Source organism: Rhodococcus sp. 05-2255-3B1, assembly GCF_002258545.1.
In the GTDB taxonomy this organism is placed as follows: domain Bacteria; phylum Actinomycetota; class Actinomycetes; order Mycobacteriales; family Mycobacteriaceae; genus Rhodococcoides.
In genome coordinates, this window is record NZ_NOZC01000007.1 from 487,439 (window position 1) to 505,262 (window position 17,824).

General features: G+C 66.0%; 18 protein-coding genes. 8 read left to right on the top strand and 10 right to left on the bottom strand.

From position 1 onward, the window contains the following. Positions 1–25 precede the first annotated feature (25 nt). Both CH249_RS06635 and serS read left to right on the top strand, forming a co-directional pair. Positions 26–418 carry an ankyrin repeat domain-containing protein gene (locus tag CH249_RS06635; RefSeq protein WP_094682364.1) on the top strand — a complete coding sequence of 131 codons (393 nt, stop codon included), beginning with the start codon at positions 26–28 and terminating at the stop codon, positions 416–418. A gap of 11 nt (positions 419–429) precedes the next feature. After that, the gene (serS, locus tag CH249_RS06640) at positions 430–1,683 is read left to right on the top strand and encodes a serine--tRNA ligase (RefSeq protein WP_032396455.1); all 1,254 of its coding nucleotides are present in this window, start codon (positions 430–432) and stop codon (positions 1,681–1,683) included. A 112-nt stretch (positions 1,684–1,795) separates the two neighbouring features. On the opposite strand, the gene CH249_RS06645 is transcribed toward serS, so the two are convergent. Continuing rightward, positions 1,796–2,665, bottom strand: a complete 870-nt coding sequence (locus CH249_RS06645) for a hypothetical protein (protein WP_256988149.1) — start codon at positions 2,663–2,665, stop codon at positions 1,796–1,798. A gap of 86 nt (positions 2,666–2,751) precedes the next feature. On the opposite strand from CH249_RS06645, the gene CH249_RS06650 reads away from it, so the two are divergent. After that, positions 2,752–3,492 (top strand): 1-acyl-sn-glycerol-3-phosphate acyltransferase, encoded by a 741-nt coding sequence (locus tag CH249_RS06650; RefSeq protein WP_032396453.1) that lies wholly within the window; start codon positions 2,752–2,754, stop codon positions 3,490–3,492. A 9-nt stretch (positions 3,493–3,501) separates the two neighbouring features. Continuing rightward, entirely contained in the window at positions 3,502–3,987 is a 486-nt protein-coding gene (locus tag CH249_RS06655; protein WP_094681591.1) for a GNAT family N-acetyltransferase, read from the top strand. On the opposite strand, the gene CH249_RS06660 is transcribed toward CH249_RS06655, so the two are convergent. Both CH249_RS06660 and CH249_RS06665 read right to left on the bottom strand, forming a co-directional pair. Further along, positions 3,988–5,439: a cell wall metabolism sensor histidine kinase WalK gene (locus tag CH249_RS06660; protein WP_094681592.1), complete on the bottom strand. Its 1,452-nt coding sequence runs from the start codon at positions 5,437–5,439 to the stop codon at positions 3,988–3,990. Continuing rightward, positions 5,436–6,119: a response regulator transcription factor gene (locus tag CH249_RS06665; RefSeq protein WP_235386961.1), complete on the bottom strand. Its 684-nt coding sequence runs from the start codon at positions 6,117–6,119 to the stop codon at positions 5,436–5,438. The genes CH249_RS06660 and CH249_RS06665 overlap by 4 nt, the downstream gene beginning before the upstream one ends. 128 nt (positions 6,120–6,247) lie before the next feature. Here CH249_RS06665 and CH249_RS28615 point away from each other — a divergent pair, with 128 nt between their 5' ends. Continuing rightward, complete coding sequence (locus CH249_RS28615; RefSeq protein WP_143544366.1) at positions 6,248–6,925, top strand: hypothetical protein; 678 nt, start codon at positions 6,248–6,250, stop codon at positions 6,923–6,925. A gap of 73 nt (positions 6,926–6,998) precedes the next feature. On the opposite strand, the gene CH249_RS06675 is transcribed toward CH249_RS28615, so the two are convergent. The 6 genes from CH249_RS06675 to CH249_RS06700 all read right to left on the bottom strand — a co-directional run bounded on the left by CH249_RS06675 (position 6,999) and on the right by CH249_RS06700 (position 12,976). Further along, positions 6,999–8,420: an HNH endonuclease signature motif containing protein gene (locus tag CH249_RS06675; RefSeq protein ID WP_094681593.1), complete on the bottom strand. Its 1,422-nt coding sequence runs from the start codon at positions 8,418–8,420 to the stop codon at positions 6,999–7,001. Positions 8,421–8,602: 182 nt separating this feature from the next. After that, positions 8,603–9,199, bottom strand: coding sequence for a DinB family protein (locus tag CH249_RS06680; RefSeq protein ID WP_256988153.1), 597 nt, complete (start codon positions 9,197–9,199; stop codon positions 8,603–8,605). A gap of 5 nt (positions 9,200–9,204) precedes the next feature. Then, on the bottom strand, positions 9,205–9,948 hold the full coding sequence (locus tag CH249_RS06685) for a CPBP family intramembrane glutamic endopeptidase (protein ID WP_094681594.1): 744 nt from the start codon (positions 9,946–9,948) through the stop codon (positions 9,205–9,207). 19 nt (positions 9,949–9,967) lie between these two features. Further along, entirely contained in the window at positions 9,968–11,239 is a 1,272-nt protein-coding gene (locus CH249_RS06690) for a YhgE/Pip domain-containing protein (protein WP_094681595.1), read from the bottom strand. Positions 11,240–11,374: 135 nt separating this feature from the next. Next, complete coding sequence (gene msrA / locus CH249_RS06695; protein ID WP_032396445.1) at positions 11,375–11,887, bottom strand: peptide-methionine (S)-S-oxide reductase MsrA; 513 nt, start codon at positions 11,885–11,887, stop codon at positions 11,375–11,377. A gap of 57 nt (positions 11,888–11,944) precedes the next feature. Beyond that, on the bottom strand, positions 11,945–12,976 hold the full coding sequence (locus tag CH249_RS06700) for an NADP-dependent oxidoreductase (RefSeq protein WP_094681596.1): 1,032 nt from the start codon (positions 12,974–12,976) through the stop codon (positions 11,945–11,947). Positions 12,977–13,036: 60 nt separating this feature from the next. On the opposite strand from CH249_RS06700, the gene CH249_RS06705 reads away from it, so the two are divergent. Then, positions 13,037–13,873, top strand: coding sequence for a Cof-type HAD-IIB family hydrolase (locus CH249_RS06705; protein ID WP_045197985.1), 837 nt, complete (start codon positions 13,037–13,039; stop codon positions 13,871–13,873). 88 nt (positions 13,874–13,961) lie between these two features. On the opposite strand, the gene CH249_RS06710 is transcribed toward CH249_RS06705, so the two are convergent. Then, entirely contained in the window at positions 13,962–16,133 is a 2,172-nt protein-coding gene (locus tag CH249_RS06710; RefSeq protein ID WP_094681597.1) for an N-acetylmuramoyl-L-alanine amidase, read from the bottom strand. Between the two features lie 182 nt (positions 16,134–16,315). Between CH249_RS06710 and cobM the strand changes: the two genes are divergently transcribed. Continuing rightward, on the top strand, positions 16,316–17,059 hold the full coding sequence (gene cobM / locus CH249_RS06715) for a precorrin-4 C(11)-methyltransferase (RefSeq protein ID WP_094631869.1): 744 nt from the start codon (positions 16,316–16,318) through the stop codon (positions 17,057–17,059). Next, a complete protein-coding gene (cobF, locus tag CH249_RS06720; protein ID WP_218828387.1) occupies positions 17,053–17,805 on the top strand; it encodes a precorrin-6A synthase (deacetylating) in 753 nt (250 codons plus the stop codon). Before cobM ends, cobF begins: the two co-directional genes overlap by 7 nt. Positions 17,806–17,824: the final 19 nt, after the last annotated feature.

Here is a 17,824-nt window from a genome sequence, read left to right on the forward strand (position 1 = left end):
TCATGCCCGAGTATGTTCGGTCCTCATGAGCGACCCAACAGGTGACGACGACCTCAGCGAGCTCGCCGGCCGACTGTTCACGATGGCCCGCACCGGTGACGCGGCCGCTCTGGCGAGTTACGTCGACGCAGGCGTTCCGGTGAATCTGCACAACGAATCAGGTGACACGCTGGTCATGCTCGCCGCGTACCACGGACACACCGATGCGGTGCGTGCGCTGGTCGAGCGCGGTGCCGATGTGAACAAGCCCAACGACAAAGGGCAGACCCCACTCGCGGGCGCGGTCTTCAAAGGTGAGGACGACGTAGTGCACGTGCTCGTCGACGGCGGAGCCGATCCACACGGCGGTCACCCGTCGGCAATCGATGCCGCCACGATGTTCGGACGCGAGGACTACCTGGGGTTGCTCGGCAAGTAAGGTTCGTTCTCGTGATCGACCTGAAATTCCTTCGCGAGAATCCCGATGCAGTGCGCGCCTCGCAGCGCACCCGAGGCGAGGACCCCGCTCTCGTCGACGCACTTCTCGATGCCGACGCCTCCCGCCGCGCTGCGGTGCTGGCGGGCGATCAGCTGCGCGCCGAGCAGAAAGCGTTGGGAAAGCAGGTAGGCAAGGCCTCCGCCGAGGACCGTCCCGCGCTGCTCGCCGGAGCGTCGGAGCTCGCTGCCAGAGTGAAGGCGGCCCAGGTCGCCGAAACCGAGGCCGACGCAGCCCTCGACACGGCCCATCGCGCGATCTCGAACATCGTCCAGGACGGCACGCCCGCAGGCGGCGAGGACGACTTCGTGCTGCTCGAGACCGTCGGGCAGATCCCGGAGTTCGATTTCGAGCCCAAGGATCACCTCGAGCTCGGCGAGTCGCTGAACCTCATCGACATGGAACGCGGAGCCAAGGTCTCGGGTTCGCGCTTCTATTTCATGACCGGCTACGGCGCGCTGCTGCAGCAGGGATTGCTGCAGCTCGCCGCGCAGAAAGCGGTCAAGAACGGCTTCACCATGATGATCCCGCCGGTGCTGGTGCGGCCGGAGATCATGTCGGGAACCGGATTCCTCGGCGCACACGCAGACGAGATCTACCGCCTCGAAGCCGACGACCTCTACCTCGTCGGCACCTCCGAAGTAGCCCTCGCGGGCTACCACTCGGGCGAGATCATCGACCTCGCCGACGGCCCGAAGCGGTACGCCGGATGGTCGTCGTGCTTCCGCCGCGAAGCGGGCAGCTACGGCAAGGACACCCGCGGCATCATCCGAGTGCACCAGTTCGACAAGATCGAGATGTTCTCCTACATCAAGCCCGAGGACGCAGCCGCCGAACACCAGAAGCTGCTGGAATACGAGAAGGAAATGCTCGCCGCCGTCGAGGTGCCCTACCGCGTCATCGACACCGCAGGCGGAGACCTCGGCTCCTCGGCAGCTCGTAAGTTCGACTGCGAGGCCTGGATTCCCACCCAGCAGGCCTACCGCGAGCTGACCTCGACCTCGAACTGCACGACGTTCCAGGCCCGACGTCTCGGCGTGCGCTACCGCGACGAGAACGGCAAGCCCCAGACCGCAGCGACGCTCAACGGCACCCTCGCCACCACCCGCTGGATCGTCGCGATCCTCGAAAACCACCAGCAGGCCGACGGCACCGTCCGCGTCCCCGAGGCTCTGGTGCCCTTCGTCGGAACGGATGTTCTGCGCTAGTTGGGTCGTTCCGCAGGCTCCACTCCTGCGCTAGTTGGGTCGTTCCGCAGGCTCCACTCCTGCGCTAGTTGGGTCGTTCCGCAGGCTCCACTCCTGCGCTAGTCGGGTCGGCTCAGGCGATATCGCCGATGCAGTAGCCCTCGCCGCCGATGGCCAGTACGAACGTGCGGTTCTGGTACACCCCGGACGCGTCGATGATGTCTGCGTTGACCTGGGTGTAGATGCCGTTCTGCCCGGTGACGAACACGCTGTCGGGGTCGAACGAGGTGATGCCGGGCAGGATGTCGGGATTGTCCACCAGTGGCGGGGCAGTGGGAACGCCGGTCCCGAGCGCATCCCAGGTCCGACGGCCGTCGCACACGATCGGGTACGTCTCTTCCACATCGCCGAGGTTGACCGGAGTCCCGGCGAGACGTCCCAGGTAGCGATCGACGGTGTGGACCGCGTCTGCCGCGTCGAACACGGGGGCGGTGCCGGTGGGGTAGACGGTGGGGCACGCGTAGCCGGACGCGATCTCACTGCGCTTCACGCTGACCGTTGCGGTGGGCCCGGTCCAGGTGACCGCGTACTGGCCGTCGACGCCGGGGGCGGCAACGGCAGCGAGGATCGCTGCGGGGTCGACGTACATCGTCGGAATGTCGGTGGGCGGAACCGTCCAGCACCGCACCGTGACGACGCCGATTCCGCCGCCGGTGAGGTCGCCCACGAACGGACGCAGCGCCATCGCGGCGTCGGGGTTTCCGGGAACCTCGCCGACGGGTGGGCCGGGCGGGATCGGTGGGGGCGTCGCGGTGGTCGCGGAGGCTGTGGTCGGAGTTGTCGTCGACGCCGCTGTCTCGGTGGTGGTGCTCGAGGCTCCGGACTGTTCGGACGGCAGTCCGACTGCGGAATCACAGGCTCCCACCAGCGCGAGCGTTGCGATCAGCGGCAGCGCGGTCCGGACGACCATGGTCCGCCGTGGTGGTGCCGCACTGTTCTTCACGTCGTCTCTCCCCCGTTGCTTTCGACCGGACCTGTCATCTCCCGGACCTTTTCTCCGACATCGTCCACCGACTACGCTAACGGACTGTGGAACCCGTCTATCGATCAGTCATCGGCATCGCTCGTGCAGTGTTCGCGTTCGAGGGCCTGAAATTCGACGTCGAGGGCGAGGAACACATCCCTGCCACCGGCGGAGCCGTCATCGCCGTCAACCACACCGGATACATGGACTTCACCTACGCCGGGCTACCGCCACGACGGGTGAAGCGCTACATCCGATTCATGGCGAAGAAGGAAGTCTTCGACAACAAGATCTCCGGCCCGATCATGCGTGCACTGCGGCACATCCCCGTCGATCGAGGGGCCGGTGCGGAGTCGTACAAGTCGGCGGTCCAGAGCCTGCGCAACGGTGAACTCGTGGGCGTGTACCCGGAGGCGACCATCAGCCGCAGCTTCGAGATCAAGGAATTCAAGTCCGGCGCGGCGCGCATGGCCATCGAGGCAGGCGTGCCGATCATCCCGACGGTCATCTGGGGCGCACAGCGCGTGTGGACCAAGGGATACCCGAAACGGTTGGGCCGCACCAACACTCCTATCTCGATCGCCGTCGGTGAACCGCTACCGCCCGTCGGTCCACCGAACGAACTGACCGAGAAGCTGCGCACGGTGATGCAGAAGATGCTCCTCGAACTTCAGGAGAACTACCACCACGAGCCAGGGGCCTACTGGGTGCCTGCGCGATTGGGCGGCAGCGCACCGACCCTCGAAGAGGCAGACAAGCTCGATGCCCAGGACCTCGCCGCGCGTGCGGCCAAGCGGGCCGAGTAGAGCCACGCGATGAACCTCCGTGGTGAACGGGTCGTGTTGCGGCCCGTCACCACCGAGGATGTGCCGGAGCTACGCCGAATACTGCACACCCCCGAGGTGTACGCGCGATGGGGCGACGAGGACGCCGACGAGAACTGGCCGTTCGACAACCCCGACGAGAACCGTCTGGTCGTCGAATTAACCGGCGCACCAGTGGGATTGATCCAGTACGGCGAAGAGACCGATCCGATGTACCGGCACGCGTCGATCGATATCTTCCTCGACCCGGCAGTACACGGCCGCGGCGTCGGAAAGGATGCCGTGGGCACGCTGGTGCGGTACCTGACCGCCGAACTGGGGCATCATCGTGTGGTGATCGACCCCGCTGCCGACAACGCGGCAGCGATAGCCTGTTACAGCGCAGTCGGATTCGAGCCGGTCGGGATCATGCGTCGATACGAGAAGGGCCCGAGCGGCTGGCACGACAGCCTGTTGATGGACTTGATCGTCGAGTAGCTATCGGTGGTTCGCCGGAGTGGAGCCCGCGGAACGACCCGTAGGGCCAGGAAGTGTCAGTCGGAACCGCGCACCGGTAGGCCCTGCGGCACAGACGAGTTCACCGCCGTGAGCGCGCGCCAGCGTGCGCGCTATGGACAACCCGAGTCCGACGCCGCCGGAGGAACGGTCACGCGCAGCATTCAACCGAACGAGCCGCTCGAAGATGCGCTCACGATCGGCTTCGGCGACACCGGGACCGTCGTCGTCGACGGTGACGAACGCTTGTGACTCGGTTCCAGTCGTCACTCGGACGCTACCGCCCGGCGGCGTGAAGCGAGCGGCATTGTCGAGTACGTTCGACAGAATTTGCTCGATGCGGCCGACGTCCACCCTGACCGGCACCGGTTGCGAGGCGTCGACCTCGAACCGGACCTGCGGGGACAGCAGTGCAGCACGCTCGACGGTGCGTCGGACCACGTCGGCGAGATCCGCGTCGGACAACTCCAGCTCCGAAGTGTTCTCTGCACGAACGGAATCGAGCATGTCGCCCACCAGACGCGAGGCCCTGGCGGACTCGCCGACCAGCAACTCGCCCCACCTGCCGACCCGATCGGGGCGGTGCTCCGCGTCGCGCTGCAACGACTGGGCCAGCGCCGAGATCCCGGCCACCGGTGTGCGCAGTTCGTGTGCCGCGTCGGCCAGGAATCGGCGCATGTCCTCCTCTGCCCGACGCGCCGACTGGGCGGCCGCAGCTTCCTTGCGCTCGGCATCCTCGAGGGCGTCGAGCATCTCGTCGACGGCCGATGCGGTGCGGCCCAGGTCGGTCTTCGGCTTGGACGGCAGTAGCCGTCGCCCTCTGTCGCCGTTGGTGATTCGGCGTGCGACCGACGTCATCGAGTCCAGGGGGGACAAGGCGCGCCTGACCGCGTAGATCAATGCGGCGGCGGCCAGTAGCAGAGTGACTGCACCGGCACCCACCATGAGAATGCGCAATTGTCGGCGCACATCTGCGATCGCGGTGGTGTCGCCGAGCAGTGACAGCGTCGATCCATCGGGCAAGGGCTCGGTGATTTCCAACGAATCCGACGGCGGGGCAGGAGGATCGGGTGGACCGGGAGGGCTGGGAGCCTTCGACTGGCCGGCGGGCGGAGCCGGGGTCGCGGGCCTGATATCCGGGCCGGGCGGTCCGCTGCCGGGTACGCCGTACACCGTGCCGTCCGCGGCGGTGACGCGAACCCGGATGGCGTCGCCCTGCAACGCCTGCACCAGATCACCGGGCCCGACGCCGCTGTCCACCAGCTCGACCGCACGGGATGCCCTGTCGGTCAACCGGGCCTCCAGATCACGCCGAAGCTGTTGACCGAGAACGACATCCACCGACGACCCGACGATCACCAGCAATATTGCGAACAGCACGACGACGGTGGCGACCACGCGGGTACGCAACGAGGGCGTGGGTGTGCGGTTCACTGCGGGGCCCGCAGAGCGTAACCGAGGCCGCGGACAGTGTGGATCAACCGTGGCCCATGGGCTTCCATCTTGCGACGCAACGCACTGATGTGAACTTCCACCAGGTTGCCGTCGTACGCGCCGTAGCCCCAGACCGATTCGAGGATGGACGTTTTGGACACCGTGCGTCCGCGCTGCGCGACCAAAAACGTGGCCAAGCGAAGTTCTGTCGCCGTCAGATCGAGGACGTGACCGGCGCGCGTGACGACCCCCGCGGATTCGTCCACCAATAGATCGCCCACTTGGATTGCGTCCGAGGATCTGCCGCGTCTACGCAGCACCGATCTCGCTCGCGCGACCACCTCGTCGAGCTGAAACGGCTTGACCACGTAGTCGTCTGCGCCGTCGCTCAATCCGCGCAGGCGGTCCTCCAACTGATCCTTCGCGGTGACCATGATGATTCCTGCATCGCTGCTCTGGCGGACGACGTCGATCAACGCGAACCCGTCCCGCGCGCCGGGCAGCATGACGTCGAGAATCACGACATCGGGGCGAAAGCCTGCCATCGTGGTGTCGAAGTCGTCACCGTCGGGCAAGGACGCAGCGGTGAATCCCGCGTCCTCGAACGCGGCGACCAGCGCCTCTCGGATGGGTAGCGAGTCCTCCACCACCATCACCCGGGGAGCGGAACTGTATGTCATGCCTCGATTGTCGCCCACCAGCTGAAGTGATCCTGAAGATGCGGCCGGCTTCAGGGTGACTTCAGCTAGCGGCGGCAGGGTCGATGACAGACCGAAACGAACGACAAAGACTCGAACAAGGAGTGAACGTGAACGATCAGACTCAACCGATCCCCGCCGCATCGAACCCGGAGCCAGTCCCCGGGAACGCGGTTCGAGAGACCCAACCGAAGCGGTGGAAGGGACGGGTGCCGATGGTGGCGACGGCCGCAGCGGGGCTCGCAGTAGGAGCGCTGGTGGCGTCGGCAGTCTTCGCTGCCACCGGTCCGGACGTCTCACCCGGAGTCTCCACGGTGGCGTCGTCGTCGACCCTCGGACAGCGGACCGACGGCGGTGGCGGGTCGGATGTACCTGCGGTGCCGGCAACCCCGGACTCCGGTGACGGATCGACGGTGCCCGCCGTTCCGACACCGCCAGGATCTGCGGACGGCGCAACTCCTCCGGCACCGGCGGACGGGGCAACTCCTCCGGTACCGGCGGACGGTGCCACTCCTCCGGCACCGGGGGACGGGGCAACTCCGCCTGCACCGCCCGCCGGGGGTCCGGGCAAGGGTGGGCCGGGTGGACCAGCTGAGGGTGGCCCGGGCAAGGGTGGACCTGCTCCTCTGTGCGCCCCGGCTGACGGTGCGACGCCGCCTGCCCCGGCTGACGGTGCGACGCCGCCTGCTCCGCCCACACCGGGTGCTGAGGGTGACGGTGTGACGCCGCCTGCTCCGGCAGATGGCGCGACTCCTCCCGCTCCGCCGGCAGCTCCCTCGGGTTCCTGAACCAACCTCTTCCAGCCCCGCACCGTGTTCTCGGTGCGGGGCTGGATTGTTTCTGCGGTTCGTGTGGGCAGGCTCAGGCGATGTGGGGGCCTGCTCGGGCGTGGGATGGTCGGGGTTGTCGGTACGGGTCGACGGTGGCCGGTGGCACGAACCACGGGTGGTTGTCGACGCCGATGAATACTTCCCAGTCACTGTGGTGGAGGAGTCGGTGGTGGAATCCGCACAGGAGGACGAGGTTGTTCATGTCGGTGGGTCCGCCGTCGCCCCAGTGCCGAATGTGGTGTCCTTCGGTCCAGGCGGCGGGTTTTCCGCAGCCGGGGAACGCGCAACCGTGATCGCGGGCGATGAGGGCTTTGCGTTGTTTGGCGGTGACGGTGCGTGCGGTGCGGGCGAGGTTGATCGGGGATCCGTGCTCGTCCATGACGATGGCGGTCAGGACACAGTCGCAGGCGAGTTGCCGGGAGGTGTTGCGGGAGAGTGGTCCCATCCAGGGCAGCCACCCGACGGTGGTGCCGTCGCCGAACAGGTCCCTGTATGCGCCGCGATCCGTTGCACGGCGGTCACTGCCACTGCCACTGCCGTTGTCCGGCTCGGTTGGTGCGTCGTCGATGATGGGGCTACCGGTGTTGATGTCGACCGGATCGCCTGCTTCTGTGTCGGATTCGGCTGCAGCGCGCGTGGTTTCGTCGTCGGCGATGTCGTCTGCGTCGGCACTGTCGCGAAGGTCGGCGAGATCGCGCAGGCTGATGTGCAGGTTCAGGTGCGGGCGTTCACCGCCTTCGATGGGTCGATCACTGGAGGCGAGGTACTGGTCGAGGATGTGTCCGAAGGCGTCGGCTCGTCGCTTGGCGGGGCTGCGGTCGTCTCCGGTTTTGGGTGTCTCGTCGCCGTCGGCAGCGGGGCGGGGTTCGGTCAGCGGTGAGAGTGCGGTGAGCAGCTTTTCTCCGGTGATCGCATCGAAGTCTCCCTTGAGTACCAGCCGGCCGTTGAGGGTCTTGGAGGCGAAGAATTCGTTGCGGTCGGTGTCCTCGGGAGGTGGCTTTTTGCCGCCGAATCTGTCGTTGAGGTTGGTGATGGCTTCGCGGATCCGGCCGGTGCGTGCGTCGGGCCCGGTCGCGGCGGCGATCATCGCTTTCCGCGCTATGTCCTGGCCTTTCTGCGGGAGGTTCTTCGGTGGGGTTTCGGCGAAGGTGAGGATCAACGCGGCGTGATCGACGGACATGACTCCTGCGTTCACGGCGTCGGCGATGTCGGGGAAGTTCTTCAGTCCGCGGGCGAGGGCAACGATCTTGGTGGCCTTGGACGGTGAGAGCAGGGTGGTGGAGGTGAGCCAGCCTGCGGGGCCGGGGAAGCCGAGCTTCTCCCGGCTCACGCGGGTGTCGATCTCGGCGACGAGAGCGATCCGCCGGGCTTCGAGCAGCTGGATCTGGTGGGAGACCACAGCAGACTCGGCGAGGAGTTCTGCCTCGCTCAGTTGCCAGATCGCTGTGGTCATGCCATGAAGTGTATCGAACGTGCGTTCGACTGGCAATCATGGTTGAATCGAAAACTGTTGTCCTGCTTAACTATTCGCGGATCCGAACTTGTCGGTACCCCATGGTAGGGGATCGATGAACGCAGATGCACCGAATCTCGGTGGCCGAGCAGTCCGGGGGGGGGGGCGATGCTCAAAGCGAATTACTGATCAGCTTCTCGCGCAACACGTTCCAGTTCATCTCGATAGGCCGCCCACCATGCTGCGTCGCCGTCGGTCATGTTTTCGTTCCCCAGTCGCAGCCCGACGGAATCGTCGATGAGCTCGCGCACGATGTCTGCGTGTCCGGCATGTCGATTCGTTTCGATGCACACATGCACCAGTACGCGGTGCAACGTGACTTCCTGCTTCTCGACGGGCCAGTGCAGTACGCGTCCGACGGTATCGAGGTCGTTCGATTCGATGGTCTTGTCGGCGTGAAGCCAGGCCTCGCGGTACAGGTCGACGATGAGCTCTGAGGGTTCATCGGCGGCGGCCCACATATCGGAGTTCGCTTGCGCGACAGCTGATTTTTCCAGTTCGGTGAATCGGGCCGGGAATTCTCGGCCGAAGGTGAGGCCGAAGTAGCCGTATTCGACGATCGCCAGGTGCTTGATCAGCCCCAGGAGATTCGTCCCAGTCGGCGTCATCGGCCGTCGTTTCTGGTACTCGGTGAGGCCGTCGAGCTTCCACAGCATGTTCTCGCGGGCGATCCGCAGGTACTGGTGCAGCTCGTCTTTCATGCTGGTCGGCTCGCCCATGCTCGTCAGCTCACCGACGCGTGCCAGACCAGAGCGGCAGCCAGCGCGCCGAGTCCGTTCAACGACCAGTGCAGGGCGATAGGGGCGATCAAACTCCCGCTACGGCTGCGCAGCCACGTGAACACCACACCCGCCGCCGCAGTGGCGACCACGGCCAGCGCTATACCGACTATCTGCCCGAACAGCCCGCCGCCGAGAAACCCGCTCAGTCCCACGTTGCCCGCCGTCAGCCCGAGCGACGACGCGATGTGCCACAGACCGAACAGTAGAGATCCTGCAGCGAACACGCCGCGAGCTCCGTAGATGCGCCCGAGCGTGCCGTGCAGCACCCCGCGGAATGCGAGTTCCTCCGGGATGACGGTCTGCAGCGGAATGACGATCATCGACGCGACGATGGCGGCGGATACGGTTGCGTATCGGTCGGCCATGAAGAACGGCCGAGTCAGCGGCAGCAACGCACCGACCGCGACGACGGTGAGGACGATCCCGACGGCTCCGAGTGCGTACAGAGATCCGGTCTTCCACTGCTTGGGAGACAGTCCCAGTTCGGCCCACCCCAGACCGCGACGGTTCGCCAGGACGACCAGCAGAACAGCGGCGATCGGAACCGTCGCGATACTGGCCCACACCGTGGTGAAGTGCGCGATGAGGTTGGTGCCCACGAGTACGAGGACGACGACGGCGACGTCGAGGTAAGCGTGGAAGGCGCGTCGTGGTGCCACGCTCCCGGCCGTGTTCACAGCAAGCATTGGAGCGAGTGTACTGGCGTCAGCTGAGAGCGCCCGGTGAATCGAGGCTCCGGTCGAGGCCTTTGCGGTCGTAGATGCGGGTGAACACCACGCCGAACACGAGCCCGATGAGCAGTCCGAGCGACGTCATCCCCACCGAGTGCAGCAGGCCTGCGTCGAGTGAAGCGTTGAAGTACAGGATCGAGCGGGTGCCGAGGAAGATCTGATGCATCGGCTCGAACTGCGCGAGCCAGGTGAAGAGCCGCGGGCTGGCTTCGAGGGGAATGGTGCCACCCGAGGACGGCAACGCCAGGATGATGAACACGATCAGATTGATCAGCAGTCCTGCCGTGCCGAATGCGGACATCACCGCCAATGCCGTGATGCCGACCGCGGTGATCGCGAACGCGCCGTACATCCACAGGGTCCAGGCGTGGGTGATCGGCATACCGAGCAGATGGCTGATCAGCAGGTAGAGGGCAGAGACGAGCAGGGCCAGGACGACCATCACGAGCCATTTCACGAGCAACGTCCGGAAGCGGTTGATCTGGGTCGGTCCGCGATGGATGTACTTGGGGCCGATCTCCGTCGGCGTGAATCCGAGCAGGCCGTCGACGAGTGCGCTGACGATGGTCGCACCCGTGAACCCCGCCAGGACGAGCAAGAGCGCGTAGTAGAAGGCGGACAGGCCACCGCCGGTGCCGTCGGGCAGAGGATCGTACTGGGCAACGATCACATCGATCGGCTGCGCGAGGGTGAGAGCACTTGCACCGGCGAGCTGAGTCTCGCCGAGCTGTTGGCGTACCTGTTCGGTGATCTGCTGTCCCACAGTTTCATTGACCGACTCGAACGCAGGTGTTGCGACACCGGTCACGAGTGACATTCCGAAACTGCCCGCGCGTGGATTGGTGTAGACCGTAATGATCGGCTTCTCGACGTCCCCGGGAATCACGCTCGCCTGAGCGAGGATTCCCATTCGCTTGGTGAAATCGCTGGGAATGACGATGGAACCGTAGGCCTCGGCCGTCGACAGCAGCGATTGTGCCTGCGCCGGGCCGACTTCCATGAAATCGACCTTGTCCGGATCGACGTTCTGTAGCAGACCCCCGACGATGTCGTTGCCTATGTTGCGTTGCTCGCCCGCGAGGGTGTCGCCCTCGTCCTGGTTGACGATTGCGATGGGTAGGTCGTGCAGATTGCCCCTGGGGTCGAGCACGCCGCCCAGATACAGCGCGGCGAGAAACGACATCAGGGCCGAGACCACCAGGATGGGCGCGAGCCAGAAACGCGGCGAACGAAGGACGTCGGCCATCGACCGAGGGGTTCTGTCGGAGGTCACCGCATCAGTGTCGCAAGTTCGGCTCCCGTGTGCGCGGTAGTTCGACTCTTGCTACGAGACCGGGACGGAGCCTGCGGAACGACCGCAGGCCCCCCAGCCGCTGGACCGTCAGGCGTCGGCCCGACGCGGCAGCTTCCACTCCGGGCGCACCCAGTGGCAGGTGTAACCCTCGGGGTACTTCTGCAGGTAGTCCTGGTGCTCGGGCTCTGCTTCCCAGAAATCTCCGGCCGCGGTCACCTCGGTGACGACCTTGCCCGGCCACAGTCCCGACGCGTCGACGTCGGCAATGGTGTCCTCGGCGACGCGCTTCTGCTCGTCGGTGAGGTAGAAGATGGCCGAGCGGTAGCTGGCACCGATGTCGTTGCCCTGACGGTTCTTGGTGGTGGGGTCGTGGATCTGGAAGAAGAACTCGAGCAGATCGCGATACGTCGTCTGGGTGGGGTCGTAGACGACCTCCAGTCCCTCGGCGTGGTTGCCGTGGTTGCGGTAGGTCGCGTTGGGGACCTCGCCGCCGGTGTAGCCGACGCGGGTGGAGATCACGCCCGGGAGCTTGCGGACGAGCTCTTCGGCTCCCCAGAAGCATCCTCCGGCGAGAATGGCGGTTTCGGTGGCTGCAGACATCGTTGCTCTCCTAGCTCTTTATCGATCGATACGTGGGGTTCAACGAACGAGGCGTCCTCATAATTCCGAATCGTGGGTGCGTTCTCCGACCTCGAGGACCAGTTTGCCGGTGTTGGCTCCGTCGAACAGCAGGTTCAGTGTCGATCCGAAGGCGGGGACGCCGCCGATCTCGATCTGCTCCCGCGCCGTCATCTTGCCGCTGGTGAGCAGTTCGGACAGTGCGTCGATGCCCTCCTGGTAGCGATCGAGGTAGTCGAAGATGATGAAGCCCGTCATCGACGCCCGATTGATCAACAGGGACAGGTAGTGCGCCGGGCCGGGTTGCGGATCGGTGGCGTTGTAGCCGGAGATGGCTCCGCACAACACCACTCGCGCTCCCTTGCGCAGCCGTGAGAGGGCCGCGTCGAGGATCTCACCGCCGACGTTGTCGAAATACACGTCGATGCCCTCGGGTGCAGCTGCCTTCAGGCCCTTGTACACCGATTCGTTCTTGTAGTCGATCGCTGCGTCGAAACCCAGTTCCTCGGTGAGCCACGCGCACTTCTCGGGACCACCCGCAATGCCGATCACAGTGGCTCCCTTGGCTTTTGCGATCTGGCCCGCGATGCTGCCCACGGCGCCCGCGGCTCCGGAGATCACCACGGTGTCGCCCTCGGTGAGCTTGCCGACGTCCATCAGGCCGAAGTGCGCCGTCAGTCCTGGGAAGCCGAGCGCTCCGAGCCACGTGGGTGCCGGTGCGATGGATTCGTCGACCTTCTGCACCCCCGTGCCGTCCGACAGTGCGTGCTCGGTGACGCCGAACGAGCCCGAAACGATCTCTCCGACAGCATAATCGGGGTGGTGGGATTCCAGCACCCGTCCCACGGCGTGCGCCCGCATCACCTCGCCGATCCCGACGGGCGGTACGTACGAGCGCGCATCGTTGAGCCATCCCCGCATCGCCGGGTCGAGAGAGACGTAGTCGACGGTGACGACGAACTCGCCGTCGCCCGGCGTGGGAATCGGTTCTTCGGTGAGGTTCCACGTCGACTCGTCGGGACGTCCCACCGGGCGCTGAGCCAATCGGATCTGACGGTTCACAGATGTCATCTACCGTTCCTTCCACGTCGAAGACAGGTCACCTCGACACTAGGGCAGAATGACGTCACGATGACCAACGCGCCGAACACCACCCGCCTCGCCCCCCGTCTCGTCGCCAGCGACGTCGACGGCACTCTGCTCGACCAGCACGAGCGTGTCACCGAACGCACCAGGCGTGCTGTGTCGGCCGTCGTCGCCGACGGCGTGCCGTTCGTGCTGTCCACCGGCCGCCCGCCGCGGTGGATCCACCCTGTCGTCGATCAGTTGGGATACGCGCCGATGTCGGTGTGCGCCAACGGAGCGGTCATCTACGACGCCGCCAACGATCGCGTGCTCAGCGCCGAGACGCTCTCGGTGCAGACACTGCAGTGGTTGGCCGACGTCGCCTATCGCGCACTGCCGGGCTGCGGGCTGGCCGCGGAGCGGGTGGGCCGGACGGCACACGACTCGGCCACCCCGCAGTTCGTCAGCTCCCCGGGCTACGAGCACGCCTGGCTGAACCCGGACAACGTCGAGATGACCGAGGACGATGTGGTCGACGTTCCGGCCGTCAAGCTGCTGATTCGTCTTTCCGGCTCCACCAGCGGACACATGGCAGACATCCTGTCCCCGCTGATCTCCGGTCGCGCCGACCTGACGTTCTCCACCGACAACGGACTGATCGAGCTCTCGGCACCGGGAATCACCAAGGCGTCGGGTCTGGCCAAGGTCGCCGAGACCCTGTCGGTGGACGTGAAGGACATCGTGGCCTTCGGCGACATGCCCAACGACGTCCCGATGTTGACGATGGTGGGACTGGGTGTCGCGATGGGTAACGCGCATCCGGCTGCCGTCGCGGCGGCGAACGAGGTGACCGTCACCAACGCAGAAGACGGAGTGGCGCACGTCCTCGAACGTTGGTGGTGACGCGTCGCCACGCTGGGCACGAAGGTGTAGTACCGGAACGCGAAAGGGCCGAGTCACCACGGTGACTCGGCCCTTTCGCTGGTGAATCTCAGCCTGCGGGTGCGGGCTCCGGTGCGGGAGCGGGCACAGGAGCCGGTTCCACCGGTGCTGCAACGGGGTTCTGCATCTCCGCGTTGTAGGTGTCGTTGTACGTCTTGATCACCGTGGTCACGATTCCGGTGAGCTCGTTGAAGATCAACGAGCCGTTCTCGAAGTCGGTCCGGAGCCCCTCCGGCACCCGGAACTCGTCGGTGAGCGGCAGACCGAGCACGCCGTCGACGCCACCCTGCTGCACGTACTGCTGGAAGATCTTGCCGATGACGGCCACGGCCTGGCCTGCCATGTTGGTGATGATCTCACCGTTGGCGAACTGCGCCTTCTCGCGGCCACCGCTGACCTGCACCAGACCGCTCACCGGTACGCCCAGCGCACCGGTTTCGCCACCCGAGGACAACCACTTCTGAGCGACGGGACTGGTCGACGCCAGACGCTGCAACTCGGCGACCAGGGCCGGGATGTTCTCGCCCAGAGTGGAACTGACGTCGGTGCCCGGACGGGACGGTGCCGCGTCGGTCACTGCGGTATCGGGAGCTGTGTCGGTCACGTCGGGCGAGACCGGAGTGGCATCTCCGCCGCCGCCGAGGTTCGCCGCAGCGATGTCGCGGATCTCTCCGAGCCGCGCGTATCCGGCGTCACCCGGGCATTCGGTGTTGCCGACGTCGCGGTGACCGAAGATCACCGGCAGGTCGATGCTCTTGCCCTTGCCGACGAACGTGAAATTCGTTCCCTCCGAGGTCATCGTGGTGGTGCCCTTGGGGTCGAGACCGGCCTTGCCCAGCCGCCATCCGAGGAACTTGCCGACCGAATCGATGGTCTCCTGCGAGGGATCCTCGTTGGAGTAGTCGCCCATCATGGCCACACCGACGGTGTTCTCGTTGAACCCGCCCGCATGGGCACCCTGAACCGGCTTGTCCAGACCGCCCGCGCGGCCCTCGAAGATCTGACCGTACTTGTCGACGATGGCGTTGTACCCGATGTCGCACCAGCCGAGCGTCTGCGCGTGGTACGCGTAGATGGCTCGGACGATTTCGGCCGATTCGGACTTGGAGTAGTCGTTGCTGCCTGCGGTGTGGTGCACGGTGGCACCACCGATGAAGTCGTCGATCGTCGGTGTGGCGCAACGGATCGACTCGTCGGCACCCCACTGAGCGCGGGTGATCACGTTCGGGCCTGCGTCACCGGCGACGGGCGTGGCGAGGTCGCTCAGTGCCGAGTCGGCGGGCGACGTGCCGGGGGTGATGAGTACCGCGTTGATGTCGTTCACGGCCGCGGCCAGCTGTTCGGCCGAGCTGTCGGACTCGGGTGCCGGGGCCGCGGGATCGGCCGGAGCCGGATCCTGTTGGCGCAGTGGCTTGCTCGATGACGCCGGGGTGTAGCCCAAGGGCTGTTCCGCGGTAGCGGGAACCTCGGCCGGAGCGCCGGGAGCAGGCAGTTCGACGACCGGAACCTCGGGAACCGGTGCAGTTGCGAAGCTTTCGGGAGCTGCACTGCTCGTCATCGGCGTCAGCAATACCTGCACGGCCTTGGTCAGTCCGACGAAGATCGGTTCGGTGCCCTGCTTTTCCGCAGCGGGAACGGCGTCGCTCGCAGTGGTATCGACCGGCGCGGTTTGCAGCCACGGGCCCCAGGAGCCGTCCTCCAGTTGCCGGCGGATCTGAGCGGAAGCACCGTCGAGCTGCTCGGAGGTCAGGGCCACCATGCTGAACGGGGTGTCCTGCGTGATCTCCTTGACCGCGGCACCGAGTGGCGGACCGGTCGGATCGGCGGCTTCGGGGTTCACCGGTGCAGAGGCGTCCACCCGAGGAATCGGGGCCTGTGCGGTCGCGTTGCCCGGGGCCGGGGTGGTGAGACCCGGGATGTCGGGGATCTCGATCGGCGGGATCACGATGGAATCCGGCAGCGGCAGGTACTTCAGATCGGAGAGCCGCAGATCGGGCAACGGCAGTCCGGTGAGCTCCTGCAGCGGAATCACGATGTCCGGTGCAGCGCTCAGCGCGGTCTCGACGATCTTGGTCGGCACAGTGACGGGGGTTGTCTCGTTGGCCGGTCGAACTCCGGTTGTCGTGCTGTCGGTGAGGCCTGCGACCGCGAAGGGGGTCGCGACGGCCAGTAGTGCGACAGCACCGAGAACGATCGACGGCTTCGTTCGACGGTTCGGCAAGGCGGTACTCCCTGGTTGTTGGTAGGTACGCGTCGTAGGATCTCTGATTGCTGAACAACATGAATCACATCAGCAACATGAGTCCCATCAGACACAAGGCTAAACCTTAGCTTGACAGTTAGCCATCCCCGGGAAGTTCCGGTGGCGCGGCGCGTCGGGCGCGTCACCTACGCTTTCGAGCTGTGACTGTGCACTTCATCGGAGCCGGACCGGGCGCTGCCGACCTGCTCACGCTGCGGGCCGTCGAGTTCCTGCGATCGAGCCCGGTCTGCGTCTACGCCGGTACCTACATCGACGACGCGATCCTCGACCACTGCTCGGCAGGCACCCGCCTGGTCGACACCGCGAAGCTCGATCTCGACGCCATCACCGGTGAGCTGGTCGCCGCCCACGAACGCGGCGAGGACGTCGCTCGCCTGTGCTCGGGGGATCCGTCCCTCTATTCCGCCCTGGCCGAACAGTCCGCTCGACTCGACGCGGCAGGCGTGCCCTGGGACGTCACCCCCGGCGTTCCGGCCTACGCGGCCGCAGCCGCCGCACTGGGCGTCGAGCTGACGGTTCCCGAAGTGACGCAGTCGGTGGTGCTCACTCGCGCGCAGGCCCGCTCGACGGCGATGCCCGATACCGAGGCGCTGAAGAACTTCGCCGCCACCCGCGCGACCCTGGCGCTGCACCTCGCGATCACCCGCACGCGCATCCTGACCGAGGAACTGACGGAGTTCTACGGTCCGGAGTGCCCGGCCACCGTCGTTTTCCACGCCAGCAAGCCGGACGAGCTGATCCTGCGCGGCACTCTGGCCGATATCGCCGACCAGGTCGAGGCCGCCGACCTGCGGCAGGCAGCGGTGATTCTGGTGGGGCCTGCCCTGGCTCGACGCGTCGTCACCGAATCTCACCTCTACGACGCGTGCCGGGACCGATCGTGAGGATTCACCTGATCGGCATCGGCGGTGGCCACCCCGATCAGATCACCGTCCAGGCGATCCAGAAGCTGCGGGCGGTGGATGTGTTCGTCGTGGCCGACAAGGGCGCATCGGTCGGCGATCTCGGGGCGGCCAGGCAGGAAATACTCGAGCGTCACCACGGCGGCAGCTACCGGGTGATCGAGGTACCCGATCCGCCGCGGGACCGATCACCCCGGCGATACGAGACCGCGGTCCTCGATTGGCACGACGCCCGCGCCCGCGCCTACGCCGATGTGCTCGACGGCCTCGACCGAGGCACCGTCGTGGGGTTTCTCGTCTGGGGCGACCCCGCGCTCTACGACAGCACCATCCGCGTCGTCGAGCGGCTGGCCGCGTTGCGCGGCGACATCGAGTTCGATGTCACACCCGGTGTCTCCAGCGTGTCGATGCTGGCGGCGAGTCATCGCCTCGTTCTCAACCGCATCGGCGGACCGATCGTCATCACCACCGGCAGAAACTTGGCGGGCGACGTCGCCGCCGGCCTCGACAACCTCGTGGTCATGCTCGACGGCAACCTGGCCTGCAGCGCGCTGACCGGCGCAGGATGGGGCATCCACTGGGGTGCCAATCTGGGAACGGTGGACGAGAAGCTGGTGGCAGGTCCGCTCGACGACGTGCTCGGTGAGATCCGCAGCGCCCGCGAGCAGGTCAAGTCCCAGCACGGCTGGGTCATGGACACCTACCTGCTCCGACGTTCCGTTCGATGACACCGGGCCCGCCGATGGG

Excerpts from the sequence above, each read along its gene's own strand:
- CH249_RS06675 (WP_094681593.1), bottom strand. The coding sequence starts at position 8,420 with ATGACCACAGCGATCTGGCAACTGAGCGAGGCAGAACTCCTCGCCGAG.
- CH249_RS06685 (WP_094681594.1), bottom strand. The coding sequence starts at position 9,948 with ATGCTTGCTGTGAACACGGCCGGGAGCGTGGCACCACGACGCGCCTTC.
- CH249_RS06705 (WP_045197985.1), top strand. The coding sequence starts at position 13,037 with ATGACCAACGCGCCGAACACCACCCGCCTCGCCCCCCGTCTCGTCGCC.
- CH249_RS06680 (WP_256988153.1), bottom strand. The coding sequence starts at position 9,199 with ATGGGCGAGCCGACCAGCATGAAAGACGAGCTGCACCAGTACCTGCGG.
- CH249_RS06665 (WP_235386961.1), bottom strand. The coding sequence starts at position 6,119 with ATGACATACAGTTCCGCTCCCCGGGTGATGGTGGTGGAGGACTCGCTA.
- CH249_RS06690 (WP_094681595.1), bottom strand. The coding sequence starts at position 11,239 with ATGGCCGACGTCCTTCGTTCGCCGCGTTTCTGGCTCGCGCCCATCCTG.
- CH249_RS06635 (WP_094682364.1), top strand. The coding sequence starts at position 26 with ATGAGCGACCCAACAGGTGACGACGACCTCAGCGAGCTCGCCGGCCGA.
- msrA (WP_032396445.1), bottom strand. The coding sequence starts at position 11,887 with ATGTCTGCAGCCACCGAAACCGCCATTCTCGCCGGAGGATGCTTCTGG.
- CH249_RS06700 (WP_094681596.1), bottom strand. The coding sequence starts at position 12,976 with ATGACATCTGTGAACCGTCAGATCCGATTGGCTCAGCGCCCGGTGGGA.
- CH249_RS06655 (WP_094681591.1), top strand. The coding sequence starts at position 3,502 with ATGAACCTCCGTGGTGAACGGGTCGTGTTGCGGCCCGTCACCACCGAG.